Origin of the sequence: Mycobacterium gallinarum (genome assembly GCF_010726765.1) — a bacterium.
Taxonomy (GTDB): domain Bacteria; phylum Actinomycetota; class Actinomycetes; order Mycobacteriales; family Mycobacteriaceae; genus Mycobacterium; species Mycobacterium gallinarum.
This window is the reverse complement of the sequence record NZ_AP022601.1, coordinates 4104689-4119118: the sequence shown is the minus strand read 5'-3', so window position 1 is coordinate 4119118 and position 14430 is coordinate 4104689. Positions and strand designations below refer to the sequence as shown.

General features: G+C 65.5%; 13 protein-coding genes. 8 read left to right on the top strand and 5 right to left on the bottom strand.

The features are described from left to right. Positions 1–2: 2 nt before the first annotated feature. Together G6N42_RS20245 and G6N42_RS20240 are read right to left on the bottom strand one after the other, a co-directional pair. A complete protein-coding gene (locus G6N42_RS20245; protein WP_232076203.1) occupies positions 3–779 on the bottom strand; it encodes a sterol desaturase family protein in 777 nt (258 codons plus the stop codon). A gap of 19 nt (positions 780–798) precedes the next feature. Continuing rightward, the gene (locus G6N42_RS20240; protein ID WP_163731981.1) at positions 799–1404 is read right to left on the bottom strand and encodes a TetR/AcrR family transcriptional regulator; all 606 of its coding nucleotides are present in this window, start codon (positions 1402–1404) and stop codon (positions 799–801) included. 114 nt (positions 1405–1518) lie between these two features. Between G6N42_RS20240 and G6N42_RS20235 the strand changes: the two genes are divergently transcribed. The 4 genes from G6N42_RS20235 (at position 1519) to G6N42_RS20220 (ending at position 5074) form a co-directional block, all read left to right on the top strand. Then, the gene (locus G6N42_RS20235; protein WP_163731979.1) at positions 1519–2574 is read left to right on the top strand and encodes an ATP-dependent DNA ligase; all 1056 of its coding nucleotides are present in this window, start codon (positions 1519–1521) and stop codon (positions 2572–2574) included. Continuing rightward, positions 2574–3641, top strand: coding sequence for a non-homologous end-joining DNA ligase (ligD, locus tag G6N42_RS20230; RefSeq protein WP_163731977.1), 1068 nt, complete (start codon positions 2574–2576; stop codon positions 3639–3641). The genes G6N42_RS20235 and ligD overlap by 1 nt, the downstream gene beginning before the upstream one ends. A 145-nt stretch (positions 3642–3786) precedes the next feature. Next, a complete protein-coding gene (locus tag G6N42_RS20225) occupies positions 3787–4050 on the top strand; it encodes a hypothetical protein (protein WP_163731975.1) in 264 nt (87 codons plus the stop codon). A gap of 295 nt (positions 4051–4345) precedes the next feature. Next, on the top strand, positions 4346–5074 hold the full coding sequence (locus tag G6N42_RS20220) for a cutinase family protein (protein WP_163731973.1): 729 nt from the start codon (positions 4346–4348) through the stop codon (positions 5072–5074). On the opposite strand, the gene G6N42_RS20215 is transcribed toward G6N42_RS20220, so the two are convergent. Then, on the bottom strand, positions 5071–7302 hold the full coding sequence (locus G6N42_RS20215) for a serine/threonine-protein kinase (protein ID WP_163731971.1): 2232 nt from the start codon (positions 7300–7302) through the stop codon (positions 5071–5073). The two genes, G6N42_RS20220 and G6N42_RS20215, sit on opposite strands and share 4 nt — an antisense overlap. A 526-nt stretch (positions 7303–7828) precedes the next feature. Here G6N42_RS20215 and G6N42_RS20210 point away from each other — a divergent pair. The 3 genes from G6N42_RS20210 to lipL all read left to right on the top strand — a co-directional run bounded on the left by G6N42_RS20210 (position 7829) and on the right by lipL (position 11556). Next, positions 7829–9706 carry a hypothetical protein gene (locus G6N42_RS20210; RefSeq protein ID WP_232076202.1) on the top strand — a complete coding sequence of 626 codons (1878 nt, stop codon included), beginning with the start codon at positions 7829–7831 and terminating at the stop codon, positions 9704–9706. A gap of 61 nt (positions 9707–9767) precedes the next feature. After that, on the top strand, positions 9768–10223 hold the full coding sequence (locus tag G6N42_RS20205; RefSeq protein ID WP_163731969.1) for a hypothetical protein: 456 nt from the start codon (positions 9768–9770) through the stop codon (positions 10221–10223). Positions 10224–10275: 52 nt separating this feature from the next. Next, positions 10276–11556: an esterase/beta-lactamase LipL gene (gene lipL, locus G6N42_RS20200; protein ID WP_163731966.1), complete on the top strand. Its 1281-nt coding sequence runs from the start codon at positions 10276–10278 to the stop codon at positions 11554–11556. Here lipL and G6N42_RS20195 read toward each other — a convergent pair. Continuing rightward, complete coding sequence (locus G6N42_RS20195) at positions 11553–12620, bottom strand: NAD(P)H-dependent amine dehydrogenase family protein (protein ID WP_163731963.1); 1068 nt, start codon at positions 12618–12620, stop codon at positions 11553–11555. The genes lipL and G6N42_RS20195 overlap by 4 nt on opposite strands. Positions 12621–12697: 77 nt before the next feature. On the opposite strand from G6N42_RS20195, the gene G6N42_RS20190 reads away from it, so the two are divergent. Then, complete coding sequence (locus tag G6N42_RS20190) at positions 12698–13372, top strand: TetR/AcrR family transcriptional regulator C-terminal domain-containing protein (protein ID WP_163731960.1); 675 nt, start codon at positions 12698–12700, stop codon at positions 13370–13372. Positions 13373–13381: 9 nt separating this feature from the next. Here G6N42_RS20190 and G6N42_RS20185 read toward each other — a convergent pair whose 3' ends face one another. Further along, positions 13382–14407: a S1C family serine protease gene (locus G6N42_RS20185; protein ID WP_163731957.1), complete on the bottom strand. Its 1026-nt coding sequence runs from the start codon at positions 14405–14407 to the stop codon at positions 13382–13384. Positions 14408–14430: the final 23 nt, after the last annotated feature.

Below are 14430 nucleotides of genomic sequence, written 5' to 3'. Positions count from 1 at the left end.
GCTTACCCGGAGGTAATTGGCGCCTTCCATTTCGCTGCCGGCCTGTCCGACCTGGTGGGCGCTTTGTAGGTACCGAAGAGCTTGTCGCCGAAGCTCATCACGACGGACAGGTTTGTGGGTCGCTTGTTGGAGTGGTGCAGTTCGTGGGCGACATTGGGGGGCAGCAGCCAACCCGGGTAGAAGCGAATGTCGTAGCCGCAGTGGGTGATCACCATCGCCGTCGTGTTCGCAATCGCGTAGGCGACCATCACCAGGGGGTGCACCCCGAGTACCAGCGGCGGCACGTACAGGCACAGCATCACCATCAGCCCTTCGACGGGATGGACAACGAAGTTGGTCCAGATCGTCAGGGGTGATTCGACCCGATGGTGCAGATAGTGCACATACTTGAAGACGAATCTGTTGCCGTGCTCCAGTCGATGCCACCAGTAGGTGAGGAACTCCCCGATGACCATCAGCAGCGCGACCTGGGCCCCGAAGGTCACCAGTGTCGGTGCAGCGCTTGGTACGTCGATGGTCCACGGATGAAATTTGGCGTTGAGCGCGAGCAGCAGTGCCGCCGAACCGATGTAGGTGGACATCACCCGCAGACCGTCCAGCCAGGCGGTCCTGGCGGGGATCTTCCGATAGACGGCGACGTCCAGCACCGAGAAGAACACTCCGGTCACCAGCACCACAGCGACGACGACGGGCAGGAAGTATAGCGGGAACTCGAAGAACCCCACCCCGATTCGCTCCACCATCCAGTCCCAAATCGGTTGCAGCGCTGACTCGTTCATCACTCTCCTAGTGTGTGGGCTAGATCAGGATCCGTCGGGCCGCGGTGCGCAGTTCATCGATGCACTGTTCGACGGTGATGTCACCGACACTGAGCAGCGCCAGGTCGGCGTAGAAGACGCGTCCGAGCAACGTCAACGACGCGTCCAGCTCGGGAGGCACCTCGGCACCGGCGGTCAGCGCGGTGAACATCTGGCGTACGCCGAGGCGGAATTCATCCGCGACCGGGCCCAGCGCCAACACCGAGGACATCGTCGCCCGCACCATGGGCAGATCCGTCGCGGCCTCCCGAACGACGTGCTCGATGGCGACCTCGATGGGCGACTTGGGTCCGGCAGCGGTCGCAATCGCCTGTGGGATGCGGGTCGCGAGCTCATGCCCCCAAGCCAACGCCGCGTCGCAGACGACGTGCTCCTTTGAGGCGAAGTAGCGATACATCGTTGCCCTCGACACGCCTGCGGCAGCCGCGATGGTCTCCATGCCGACGGTCTCATGCCCCTGCGTATGGATCAGCTCACGTGCTGCTTTCAGGATCCGCGTGCGCACGTCGACCTGGCGCGCATCCAGCGTGCGACGAATTGTCACGGTCGCTGAGGTCACGGGCGGAGCCTTCTTGTCTGGGTTCATGCTGAAACATTAGCTGGAACACATGCTGAGACATGTGTATCACGTGATGTCTCACGCGGACAAGCCCGATGACATTGCCGGTAGTCGGAGGTCTGACGTGTCATGGACGTAATAATGGGTGGAGTGGATCTCCCCGTGCAGCCGCCGCTTGAGCCGATGCTCGCGAAAGCGCAGGCCAAGGTCCCGACTGACGCGGGCGTCTGGTCCTACGAGCCGAAGTGGGACGGCTTCCGTGCGCTGGTGTTCCGCGACGGCGACGAGATCGTCGTGCTCTCGCGCAGCGGTAAGGACCTCGGCAGATACTTCCCTGAATTGGTGGAGGCGCTTCGCGACGAACTGGCGCCGCGTTGCGTGCTCGACGGCGAGGTCGTCGTTCCCCGGGAGATCGACGGCCGCATGCGGCTGGATTGGGAGTCGCTGTCCCAGCGCATCCATCCGGCCGCCAGCCGCATCAAAATGCTGTCCGAACAGACGCCCGCGCACTTCATCGGATTCGACGCACTCGCCGCCGGTGACGCGTCGCTTCTCAAGGAGCCGTTCCGGATCCGCCGCGAAGCGCTGTCCGATGCGGTGAACGAGAAGCGGTGGTGCCATGTCACGCGTACTACCGAGGACCCGGAGCAGGGCGCGCAGTGGCTCGAAACCTTCGAGGGCGCGGGTCTCGACGGAATCATCGCCAAACGGCTCGACGGCCCGTATCTGCCGGGTAAACGGGAGATGGTGAAGGTCAAGCACGCCCGCGATGCCGACTGTGTGGCTATGGGGTACCGGATCCACAAGAGCGGCGAAGGTATCGGGTCGATCCTGCTCGGGCTCTACCGGGATGACGGCGAACTCCAGATGGTCGGTGGGGCAGCCGCGTTCACCGTCAAGGACCGGATCAAGCTGCTGAGCGAGCTGGAGCCGCTGCGCGAGGGTGACGAAATGCGTGACGGCGACCCGAGCAGGTGGAACTCCGCGGCGGACAAGCGGTGGGTCCCGGTGCGGCCGGAGAAGGTCTGCGAGGTCGCCTACGACCAGATGGAGGGAAACACGGTGCACGGCAAGAGGTTCCGCCATGCAGTCAAGTTCATGCGCTGGCGTCCCGACCGCGAGCCCTCGAGCTGCACCTTCGACCAGCTTGATGTGCCCCTGAACTACGACCTCTACGACGTGTTGGAGTCGACGTAATGGCAACGCCTGCAGAAGAAATCGACGTCGACGGCGTCAAGGTCCGGTTGACCAACCGTGACAAGCCGTACTTCCCGAAGCTGGGTGAGAACGGCACCAAGGGCAAGCTCTTCGACTATTACCTGGCCGTCGCCTCGGGTCCGATGCTGGCCGCGCTGCGAGACCGGCCCACGCACCTGCAGCGCTTTCCCGACGGCATCGACGGCGAGGAGATCTACCAGAAGCGGGTGCCGCAGAAGCATCCCGACTATCTGGAAACCTGCACCGTGACCTTCCCGTCGGGTCGAACGGCCGACGCGCTCAAGGTGACTCACCCGTCGGCGATCGCCTGGGCCGCACAGATGGGCACCGTCACTTTGCATCCGTGGCAGGTGCGCTGCCCCGACACCGAACACCCCGACGAACTGCGCATCGATCTGGACCCGCAGCCGGGCACCGCCTTCAAGGAGGCCCGCGAGGTCGCGGTGGACATTTTGAAGCCGCTGCTCGACGAACTTGGGCTGGTGGGCTATCCGAAGACCTCGGGGGGCCGCGGCGTGCACATCTTCCTGCGGATCAAACCGGATTGGGATTTCATCGCGGTGCGACGCGCGGGGATCGCGTTGGCCAGGGAGGTGGAGCGGCGGGCACCTAAGGCGGTGACGACGTCGTGGTGGAAAGAGGAACGCGGGAAGCGGATCTTCATCGACTACAACCAGAACGCCCGCGACCGCACCTTCGCCTCGGCGTATTCGGCGCGCAAGACCCCGATCGCGACGGTGTCGACGCCCCTGACGTGGGATGAGCTCCGCGACGCCGATCCGGACGACTACACCATTTCGACGGTGCCGGACTTCGTTGCGGGGCGGCCGGATCCGTGGGCGGACATCGACAAGACGGCGCAGTCGCTCGAGAAGCTGCTCGAGATGGTCAAGGCGGACGAGGAGGAGCGGGACCTCGGGGACATGCCGTACCCGCCGAGCTACCCGAAGATGCCCGGCGAGCCACCCCGGGTGCAGCCGAGCAAGAAGGTGGCGGCGAACTGGGACGAGGATGGCAACCCGGTCAAGGACGGCCAGGAACCCTAGCCTCGGCTCCCTTACCTCTGGGCAAGCCTGGCCTATCCAAGTGGGCTGAAAACTGTGGCTTCCATGGGGATATCAGGCGACCCTGCAGCCTTCATACGATCTCCGGCAACCGGCTCGCCTTTGGGGCCAAGACGAGGAGAATCTCATGACATCCACCATCCTGACTCGAATCGGTCTCGGCGTTGCCGCAGCTGCGTTCATGACGGGCATCGCGTTGGGGGCAAGTCCACTTGCCAGCGCACTTCCCGAGGGCACCATCAAGTCCGAATGCAAATCCGCGGGAGGCAAGTACTCGACGAGCGTAGGACCGGATGGCAACAGGTACTCGGAGTGCAGCTACACAGACTCCAGCGGCGTGCTGCACATTGACCAGTACAAGAACGGTCGGTACACAGGCACGTTTGACTAGGGCGAAATCGCGATCAGCCGAATCGCATTTGGCGTCGAGCGATATCGACTGGCCGCCGCTGGACCCAACAAATGCGGCGAGTTTTCGCCCGAAACTTGCCGCATGGCAGAGCTCAACCAGCTGCATGATTGCAGGTGAGCATGGCCTGGAAGGATCTGGCACCCGAAGATGCCTGGGGAGCCGCCTTGGGTACGGCCAGGCAAAAAGGCGGCAATGCGGTGGCGGCACGGGCGCCTAAGTCCCCCTGCGGGCCAGATTCGTCCCACGTTGTGAATTGCCTGTCTACCATCGGTAGATGGCAACCGACGCGGCGCGACTGCGCCGGCTACCGATTCGTCTACTCGCGGCCGCACTGACTGTCGCCGCAATATCGTTCGCGCCCAACGGCATTCCGACGGCGACGGCCCAGGGGTGTCCCGACATCGAGGTGATCTTCGCCCGCGGCACCAACGACCCGCCCGGAATCGGGCTTGTCGGCCAGGGATTCGTCGACGCTCTACGTCCCAAGGTCGCGCCCAGAAGCGTCGGCGTATACGCGGTGAACTACGCCGCCACCTTCAACTTCCTCCGCGCCGCCGACGGGGCCACCGACGCGAACAACCACGCCCAGTTCATGGCGAATACCTGTCCGAACACCAAGTTGGTCCTCGGCGGATTCTCGCAGGGCGCGGCCGTCGTCGACCTGATGTTGGGTGTCGCCCCGAACGTTTCCGCGATCTCCGGCGTGAGTGCGATTCCGGGTTTGAATGCCATCCCCGGTCTGGACCTCAACGCTCTCGCGAGGCCGATGCCGCCGGACGTGGCGAACCGTGTCGCCGCTGTCGCCGTATTCGGCAATCCGCTGGGCAGGGTCATGGGTCCGCTGAACGTCCTCAGCCCCGGGTTCGGCGCCAGGACCATCGACCTGTGCAACCCGCAGGATCCGATCTGCGACACCGGTGACCTGAGCAACCGTGCCCCGCACCATCAGTACGTCCCCGGAATGACCGATCAGGCGGCGACCTTCGTCGCCGGACTCGTCTAGTCCCCGGTGCGCTCGACCCGGGAGTCGAAGTCGCTGTCGAAGGGGCACGCGCCGGTCACCGTGTAATGACCATTTCCCGTGAGCAGGGTGATCGGATCCTGCGCGGGCGTTGGCAGTGGGTACTGCAGGGTGATCTCGCGGCGGGCGGCGCCACCCTTCTCACACGTTGAATCCGAGATCCTGTTCGCCAAGACGAACTGATTCTTGGCGAAGGTGAGGATCTTGGCGCTGTCCGGGTTGGCCCAGTAGCTCAGGCAGCGGTCGCCGGTGCGAAGGCAGTACGTCGTGATGTCGAAGCTCACGTCGGCGCTGCGGTTGCCGTCCTTATAGGTGTCGACCTCCTGATAGCGGCCGTACAGTGCCTCTGCGGGCGAGGCCACCCGGGCGGGCAGGGTAGCGGGGTCGACGACCGAGACACCGCTCTGCGGGTCTCCCGTGCGCGTGAACGTCACCGGTCGGTTGCTGGCGCAGTTGGGGTCCGTCGACCGGACGATGAACTCGCCCTTGAGTGACCCGTCGGGCTGTGACTGCAGCGACATCGTCTCCCAGACCTCCGTCGACGCGGCACTCCCGCACTTGCCTTCTTTCGTGTTCACCGCCTCCCAGCGACCGTCCACCTCGTCGAGCACCAATGCCGTTGCGGCGGTGACAGATCCATCCAGCTTCGTCGCGCTCGCCACGCACTTATCACTGCCGTCTTCGCAGGCCGACTTGATCACCCACGTCTCATTGCCGCCCGACGCATTCTGGAACGGTTGACCATTGGGCTGCGTTGGCGCGCCGAACGTGGCGGCGAACGTCCCGTTGGGTCCCGCGCCCGGCGGTGGTGCGCTGCTGCCGGGCGCGGACTCCTCATCACCGCCGAGCACGACGAGGATCGTGCCGACGGCGGCGAAGATCATCACGAGGGCAATGGGAACGACGATCGCCGTGCGCTTGTACCAAGGCAACGGCGCATCGTCGTCACCCCGCTGCCGGCCGGTATCGGGCCCAGTGGGTGGCGACTGCGCCGGTGGAGTCTGCGCCGGTTGAGCCTGGGTGGGAGCGGCCGCACTTTCGTCCAGCTGGCCCGGTGCCCCAAGGTGCGTGGGTGCCCACGCCTGGGCGACATGGTCGGGCGTCCCGGCTTGAGTGGGTGCCCATCCAGGTTGGGCCGGTTGCGCTGTCGTCGACGCCCACGCCTTCTCACCCTGCTCGGCCGGGCGTGCCTGGGTCGCATCCGCGGCCGGCGACGGATCCGCGGCCGGTCGGGCCTGTGTCGCATCCGCGGCCGGTTCCACTTGTTCGGTCCGCCGGGGCTTCTCCTTGTGCCAGTGCTTCTCGGTGTCTTCGTCCTGGAAGCCCTTCGTCGGAGCCAGTGGTGCTGCCCCGGGTGCCGTTTGACGCGAACCGGGTTTCGTCCGCTGAGTCCGGCCGCCGTTGGCGATCGCCGCCTGCGCCGCGCGGGCCATCTCCGTCGTCGTGGGGTAGCGGTCCTCGGGGTCCTTGGCCATCCCGGCGGCGATCACCGCGTCCAGTTCGGGCGAGACGTCCTTCCGCTTGATCGAGGGACGCGGTGGCGGGGCCGTGAGGTGGCCGGCGATCTGCTGTTCGACGCTCTCGCCCGGGAACGGCCGGCTGGACGTCAGGCATTCGTAGAGCACACAGGTCAATGCGTAGATGTCGGAACGAGTATCGCTTTGGCCGGTGGTGAACCGTTCGGGTGCCATGTACGGCCACGTGCCGACCACGTTGCCGGTGGCGGTCAGCTTCGTCTCTCCGGCGGCGCGCGCGATGCCGAAATCGATCAGATACGAGAAGTCGTCCTCGGCGACGAGGATGTTGGACGGCTTCACGTCCCGGTGCACGAGCCCGATCTTGTGGGCGGCGTTGAGCGCCGACGCGATCTGCTCGATGATCTTCACCGCCCGCGCGGGTTCCATCGGTCCAGCGGCGAGGACGTGCTCCAGGTCTTGGCCCTCGATCAGTCGCATGTCCACATAAAGCCGGCCCTCGATCTCGCCGAAGTTGTGAATGGGAACGACGTGCGGGTTGTTCAGACCCGCTGCGGCGAAGGCCTCGTGCCGAAACCGTTCCTCGAAGACGGGGTCGGCGGCCAGCTGCGCCGGCAGCACCTTCACGGCCACGACGCGGCGGGTCGCGGTGTCAAACGCCTTCCACACCTCACCCATGCCGCCGCGGCCGATCAACTCAACGAGCCGGTACCTGCCGAAGGGCGTGCCCTCCACTACGCCTCCTGGAAACTGCGGAAAACCAGCACGTTCACACTCTTCACGATCGGGCAGCCGCCCGGTCCCGTATTAGAGATTGCGGCGGCAGCCGGTATACCGCAACCCACTGGACGTGATCGGTTCCGCAAGTGTCTTTCCTCCGCCGCTGCGCGGGCCTGGCACGTAGGTGAACTATCCCTTGAGAACGCAAATCAACCACATCTGTGGGCTTGCGTCCCGGCTAAGGATGCCATCCGCCCTCAAAATTTGCTGTTTTCGGTGAATGTGTGGCGTTGCGGGCTGCCGACTGCGAGAATTCTCCGATCTGGCGCTTTCGGGGGAAACGCCAGCTTGAAGGGGGTGCTCGAAGATGGGGATTCGCCGGTCCAGCGCAGGGCTGCCGATGGTCGCCGCACTGCCCGCCTTTGTTGCCGACAACGCTATCTGGCACGCTCCGCCGGCCAAGTGATTGAGGAACGACTATGCAAGATCCGACTGGACTCACAGGTGTCCAAGAAAGATCCAAGAACAACGACCGAGGCTCATGCCATTCAGCAAGCCACCTGAGCAGGAGCACATCGTCATGAGCATGAAGAACTTCGCTGCCAGACCCAGAGCCGTCCGCGGCCTGGCTGTCACTCTGGCGTCGGTCGTAACCGTCTCGTCGGCGGCCTTGAGCATGGGTGCAGTTCCCGCGCTCGCGCAGCCGACGGAAGAGACCACCGTGGTGGATACCCCGGTGTACGAAGAGACCCCGTTCTACTCCCCGCCAGTCGTGGAGGCCCCACCGGTCGTGGAAGCCCCGCCGGTTGTCGAGGCCCCGCCGGTTGTCGAGGCGCCGCCGGTCGTTGAGGCGCCGCCGGTCGTTGAGGCCCCCGCGGACACCCCGGCTCCGGTCGTGACAGAGGAGGCGCCGCCGGTGGTCACGGAGGAGGCACCTCCGGCGAACACCCCTGAGTCCGGGGCCGAAGGGTCCACGCCCGACACCAAGACACCTGACTCCACCGAGGGAACCGGTAGCACCGGTGGCACCGAAGGAACCGGTGGCACCGAAGGAACCGGTAGCACCGAAGGAACCGGCGGAACTGAGGGAACCGGTGGCACCGAGGGAACGACCGGTAGCACCGAAGGAACCGGCGGAACTGAGGGAACCGGTGGCACCGAGGGAACGACCGGTGGAACCACCGGTGGAACCGAGGGAACCGGTGGCACCGAGGGAACCGGTGGAACCGAAGGAACGACCGGTGGAACCACGGGTGGAACCGAGGGAACCGGTGGCACCGAAGGAACCGGTGGAACCGAAGGAACGACCGGTGGAACCACGGGTGGAACCGAGGGAACCGGTGGCACCGAAGGAACCGGTGGAACCGAAGGAACGACCGGTGGAACCACGGGCGGAACTGAGGGCACCGGTGGAACCGAGGGAACCGGTGGCACCGAGGGAACCGGTGGAACGACCGGAACCGACCCGGAGACCAATCCCGCAGGTGGAACGGTCGTTTCGAATGCCGAAGCGGCGGAGGCCAAAACGCCTGTCGAGCCAAAGCAGACGGACGCCGCCCCGGAAAACATCGAAAAGGCCGAAACCGCGCCGGCGGTTGACGTGAATCCCCCGCCTGCTCCGAAGGCCGAGGTCGAGGAGTTGCATGACCTCGTGCTGACCGGCGAGGTGAAGACTGGTGGCCCAATCAGTGCGGAGGCGGCGATCAAGGTCGAGGCCAACGTTGCTCAATGGCAGCCCGACTGGGTGCAGTACGACAAGTACTACCGTCCGTTGATCTTCAATCCCTACCCCGAGCCCATGAAGGTGGTGTACGAGGTCGGCGGCGAGCCGCGGATCGTGATCATCGAACCGTTCGGCCGGGTGGTCACCGAGGTGCGGGATGCGGGTTCGTACAACTTCTCCGCAATTCGCCTCAACGCGTTCGGAATCCCCATCGAACTTGCCGTCGGCAACTTCTTCGGCGGCGGCTACGTTCCAGGACCCGGGCAGCCGCCACCGCCGCCGCCGCCGCCGGTCCGGACCCTCACCGACGTCCCGGTTCAGGTCCAGTACACCAACGCGACCTACGCTCCGATGGTTGTCAAAAGGGTCGTCGACGTGGGTCCCGATCCGACCAACAACAACCTCCACAAGGTCCTTCTCGACGGCGTGACGCCGGCGTGGGGTGAGTGGAAGAACAACGAGGCGGGTGTGCCGCAATTCGTGGTCAACGAGACGCAGAGCTTCCCCGGGATGGAAGCCCCTGGAGAAGGACCGCTGCCCGGAAACTACGACCTGAAACTGGTGAGCGACGAGAAGCCCACCGGGTTGGGTGGCACTGACTTCCTGCTCATTGCGGGGGCCGCCCTGGTCGCGGTCGTAGCGGTCGGCGCGATCGTCATGACGGTCCTCGGCAAGCGACGACGGTCAGCGTTCTGACGCGGTGCCCGAGCGCGGCCGAAATGCCGCGCTCGGGCGCGCACCAGATTTGAATAGACAAATGCATGTTTCGTCGACCGTCCGGAAGTGGTCTGCGGGTCTGGCTCTGGTAGCCATCGTCGCCAGCGGCGTCGGTATCGCGGCCGTGATGATCTTCGGAAGCATCACGGCGCCGAAGCCGTCCGAGCGGGCGGTGACACCGCGCACGACGCTCGCACCACCGCAGCCGAAGGTGCCGACTCCCGTCGAGTTCGCCATCGGGGTCAATGTGACCGAGCAGAACTGCGAGCCCGACGCATTGTGCAGCTATAAGTACACGATCGAGCCGAAATACATTGGGCTGCATCCGCTGCCAGAGACGCCGTTCACGGTGTTCTACGAGGTCCTCGGCGGGAACGCGCCACAGAAGGGCGAGTTCACCGTGCACAAGGACCAGGCGCAGATCCGCAAGGATGTCGTCCTGGAGGGCCCGCCGGGGGCGCAGCTCAAGGCCCACGTCATGAGCGTGACCGGCTGAATTATTGCGGTTCTGCGCCCACGGCGATGGCTACGGACGCATTGTTGGCGATATGACAAAGGCGTCACTGCTGCGGGCCGAGGAGGGTTTGCCGCGCGACGTCCAGGGTGCGGCGGACCCACGCTTCGGAAACGTCGTGCGGATCTTCGCTGGAATGTTCCCGGGCCGCCGATTCGGCGGTGGCGCGCTGGTGGTGTACATCGATGGCCGACCCGTCGTCGACGTGTGGACGGGGTGGTCGGACAGATCCGGGCAGGTGCCGTGGACAGCCGATACGGGGGCGATGGTGTTCTCCGCGACCAAAGGGGTCGCGGCGATGGTCATCCACCGTCTAGTCGATCGTGGGCTGCTGTCGTATGACGAGCCCGTCGCGAATTTCTGGCCCGAGTTCGGCGCCAACGGCAAGGACGACATCACCGTGCGCGACGTCCTTCGACATCGATCCGGGCTGGCCCATCTCAAGGGCGTGACCAAGGAGGAACTGCTGGACCATCTGCACATGGAAGAGCGGCTCGCCGCCGCACCCGCCGATCGGCAGCGCGGCCGGCAGGCCTACCACGCGCTGACGTACGGGTGGATTCTCTCCGGTTTGGCGAGGGCCGTCACCGGGATGGGTATGCGCGAGCTCATCCGTGCCGAAGTCGCGCAACCTCTGAATACCGATGGCCTGCATCTCGGTCGCCCTCCGGCGGGCTCGCCCACCAAGGTCGCGCAGATTCTCGCGCCGCAGGGCTCCCGCGCGAATCCGATATTCGATTTCGTCGCGCCGAAAGTGGCCGGGCTTCCGTTGTCGGGTGCGCTTGGCGCCATGTACTTTCCTGGCATCAAATCCCTTGTGCAGGGCGATATCCCGTTTCTCGACGGCGAGGTGCCCGCGGCCAACGGTGTGGTGACGGCACGTGGGCTGGCAAGGATGTACGCCGCGGTCGCCAATGGCGGCAGTCTCGACGGCGTCGAGCTCCTGTCATCGGAATTGACGCAGGGTCTCGTCGGAAACCCGAAGCCGTGGCCGGATCTGAACGTCGGCGTACCGATGCCGTTTCATCTCGGCTACCATGAATCGCCGATACCCGGGCTGCTCAAGGGTTTTGGCCATATCGGCCTCGGCGGCACCCTGGGCTGGGCCGATCCGACGACCGGCAGCGCATTCGCGTTCGTCCACGATCGACTGCTCACGCCGATGCTCTTCGACATGGGCTCTTTTGCCGGCATTGCCCGCCCGCTGCGCAACGCCATCACCGCCGCCCGGCACAACGGTCCCATGGTTGTGCCGAAATACGGTGCGCGCTATCGGGAGTCGGCTCCGCAAAGGAAAGTCGCGGGCCGCCGCTAACTCGTCGGAACGACGCCGCGTGCCTGCGGCAGCGGCAGATCGTTGTAGGTGGCGATGCCAGGTGCCGCCGCGACGACTGCGCCGATGGCGTGGATCGGCGGCATCGCCGTCATGATGTGTCCGAGCACGAAGAAGTCCTCGAGGGTCTTGGCGTTCTCGATCATGTCGGGCGGTGGGAGGAAACCGACCTGCATATTGACCGTCGGCCGCCCGTCGATGGTGATCTTCCATCCATCGCCGTCGAGCTGCCAGTCCGGATCCAGCGTCTGCCCCTTTTTCCACCGAACGTTGATGTCGATCACGGTCTTGCCGTTGGCAATTCCCTGCCAGCTGGCGTATACACCGGCGACGTGCCCGGCTTTGATGGTCCACGAGGCCATCGGGAGATCCTCTGTGGTCTGGGCGTATTCGGATACACACTTGATCTCGTCCAGTTCGATGCCGACGGCGTCGGCGACCAGCTGCACCGCCTCGGCGAACACCGCCGTGCCCTTCTCGGCCATCGGCGGTAGGTCGGGATCGTCGATCTTCTTGTCGAAGCCGACTGGCCGCTCGGTGTCAGGCGAGTCGTAGAGGGTGGTGTCGGCGGACTCGGCGATGGTGATCTTGTCGACCCGGTCGCATGCGGTGGTGGCCACGATGGCCAGCAACTCGGCGAACCCGGGGCTGACGCCCGAGCCGAACAGCGTGGATCCGCCTCGTTGGCATGCATCTTCGAGTTTGGCGCGGCCGTCGCCGAGATTGTGGCCGGTGATGAAGGACGCGGACGCGACGACATTCACACCGGCCTCGAGGATGTGGACCAATTCGTCGACGTCGATCCACATCGGGTTGTACACCACGACGTCGGGCTTCAGCGCCAACAGCTCGTCCACGTCGTTGCTGGCCTTGACCCCCAGCGGCTCGATGCCCGCCAGTTCGCCTGCATCGCGCCCCACCTTGTCCTTCGACCATGCGTAGAGGCCGACGAGTTCGTAGTTCGGGTTCTTGGCGATCGCCTCGACCGAGCTTTTTCCGACATTTCCCGTCGTCCACTGGACGACCCGGTATGGGGTGTTGGGCACGCGCTCAGCATAGGGGCGTCCGGCGCGGCGGGGAAGCGTTTTTACCGACCGGCGAAAAATCGCCTATGGTGACGATGATGAGCGGGCGAACCAGGGGGCGTCCACCGCGGATCAGCCGGGACCAGATCGTTGTCGCCGCCCGAAGCGTCGCGGCCAGCGACCTGACCATGCAGGCCGTCGCCGATGCGCTCGGAGTGAGCCGTAAAGCGCTGCACTACTACGTCGGCGACCGTGCGGGCCTGCTGACGCTGATGGTGCTCGACCAGTTCGAGCGGGAACTCGCGCCCGTCGAACTGCCCACAGACGACGACTGGCGGGCCACCCTGCGGACCTACGCCATGGCCTTCCGCGACGGACTCATCCGGGTGGGCATCCAGGACTCCGTGACCGATTTTGCGCAGCTCGGCGGCCTCAGCACGGCGGCGGCGCTGGCGTTGGCCGACCGCGTCCTCGACGCGCTGCTGTCGGCGGGCCTGGACCCCGACAGCGCGCGGCACGGCCTCACCGCCGCGTCGAACATCGCGCAATCGGCCGCGCAGACCGTGCTCGCACAGACCGGGTCCGGCGCCCACCGCCACCGTGCGGAAACGACAGAGGCGCTGCTGCGGGAACCGCAGGACACCTACCCGGCGCTGCGCCGAGTGCTCGAATCGGCACCGGCCACCGAACACGACGCGCAAACCCAGTTCGACTTCGAACTCGGCGTGGTAATCGCCGGTCTGGAACGAATCCTGAAGCGTGAGTCGTTGTGAGGCAACGCTTTACAGCGGAGTGAGCGCGACCTTCCCGGTACGCTGCTGGCCGCTGCCGTCGATCCACGTGAGATCGATGACATCACCGGGATAGTGGCGGTCCAGCACGTACGTCAACGTGGTGGCCGAGTCCAGCGGCGTGCCATCCAGTGTCGTGAGGACGTCGCCGGCGACCAGACCGGCCTGGTCGGCGGGGCCGCCGCGCAGAACGTCGGCGACGAGCACACCGGGTCCATCGGTCGGAGCGGTACGCACGCCGACACCGAGCAGCACCGGCGGGCCGATGTGCACCGAGTCCGACGCCGCCCCCGAGCGGATTTGGTTGGCGATGGCCATCGCGTCGTTGATGGGAATGGCGAAGCCCTTGCCGCCCGGGCCCATCCGGAAGTTCACCGACGCCGCTGTCGTGACGCCGACGACCTGGCCGGCTCCGTTCACGACGGGGCCGCCGGAATCCCCGGCGACCACCGGTGCCGCGAACTCGATCAGCCCGGTCAACTCGTCCTTACTGCCGGTGAGTGCATCTTCAGCGTTGACCGTGCGGCCGAATCCGGTGACCGTGCCCACTTCGTGGGTCAGCGGGGCGTTGCTGCCCTGTGCGTTGCCGATGGCGACGACAGGCTCGCCTTCTACCAGGGCACCGGAATCGCCGATCGGCGCGACAGGCAACCCACTGGCGCCCAGCAGTTGGAGCACCGCGATGTCGCGACGACGGTCATAGCCCACGAGTTCGGCGGGGAACGCGCGACCGGCGACAGCGACGGTGATGCGGTCGGCCCCGCCGACCACATGGAAATTGGTCATCACCTGACCATTCGGGTCAAGCACGATGCCCGCGCCGTTTCCGACCGCGTTCTGGTAGTAGATCTCGGTGTCGATACGTGCCACCGCCGGCTCGACCACGCGCGCCGCGGCGATCGGATCCCCGGGGGCGGCCCCTGACGTAGCCGGGTGCACTGGCGTCACCAGCGCCAGGACCGCGACAAGTGCGGTCAACAGCGTCGCGCAGGAGCGACGCATACGAATTATGCGCATCAGCCCATTTTGCCCGAAAACGA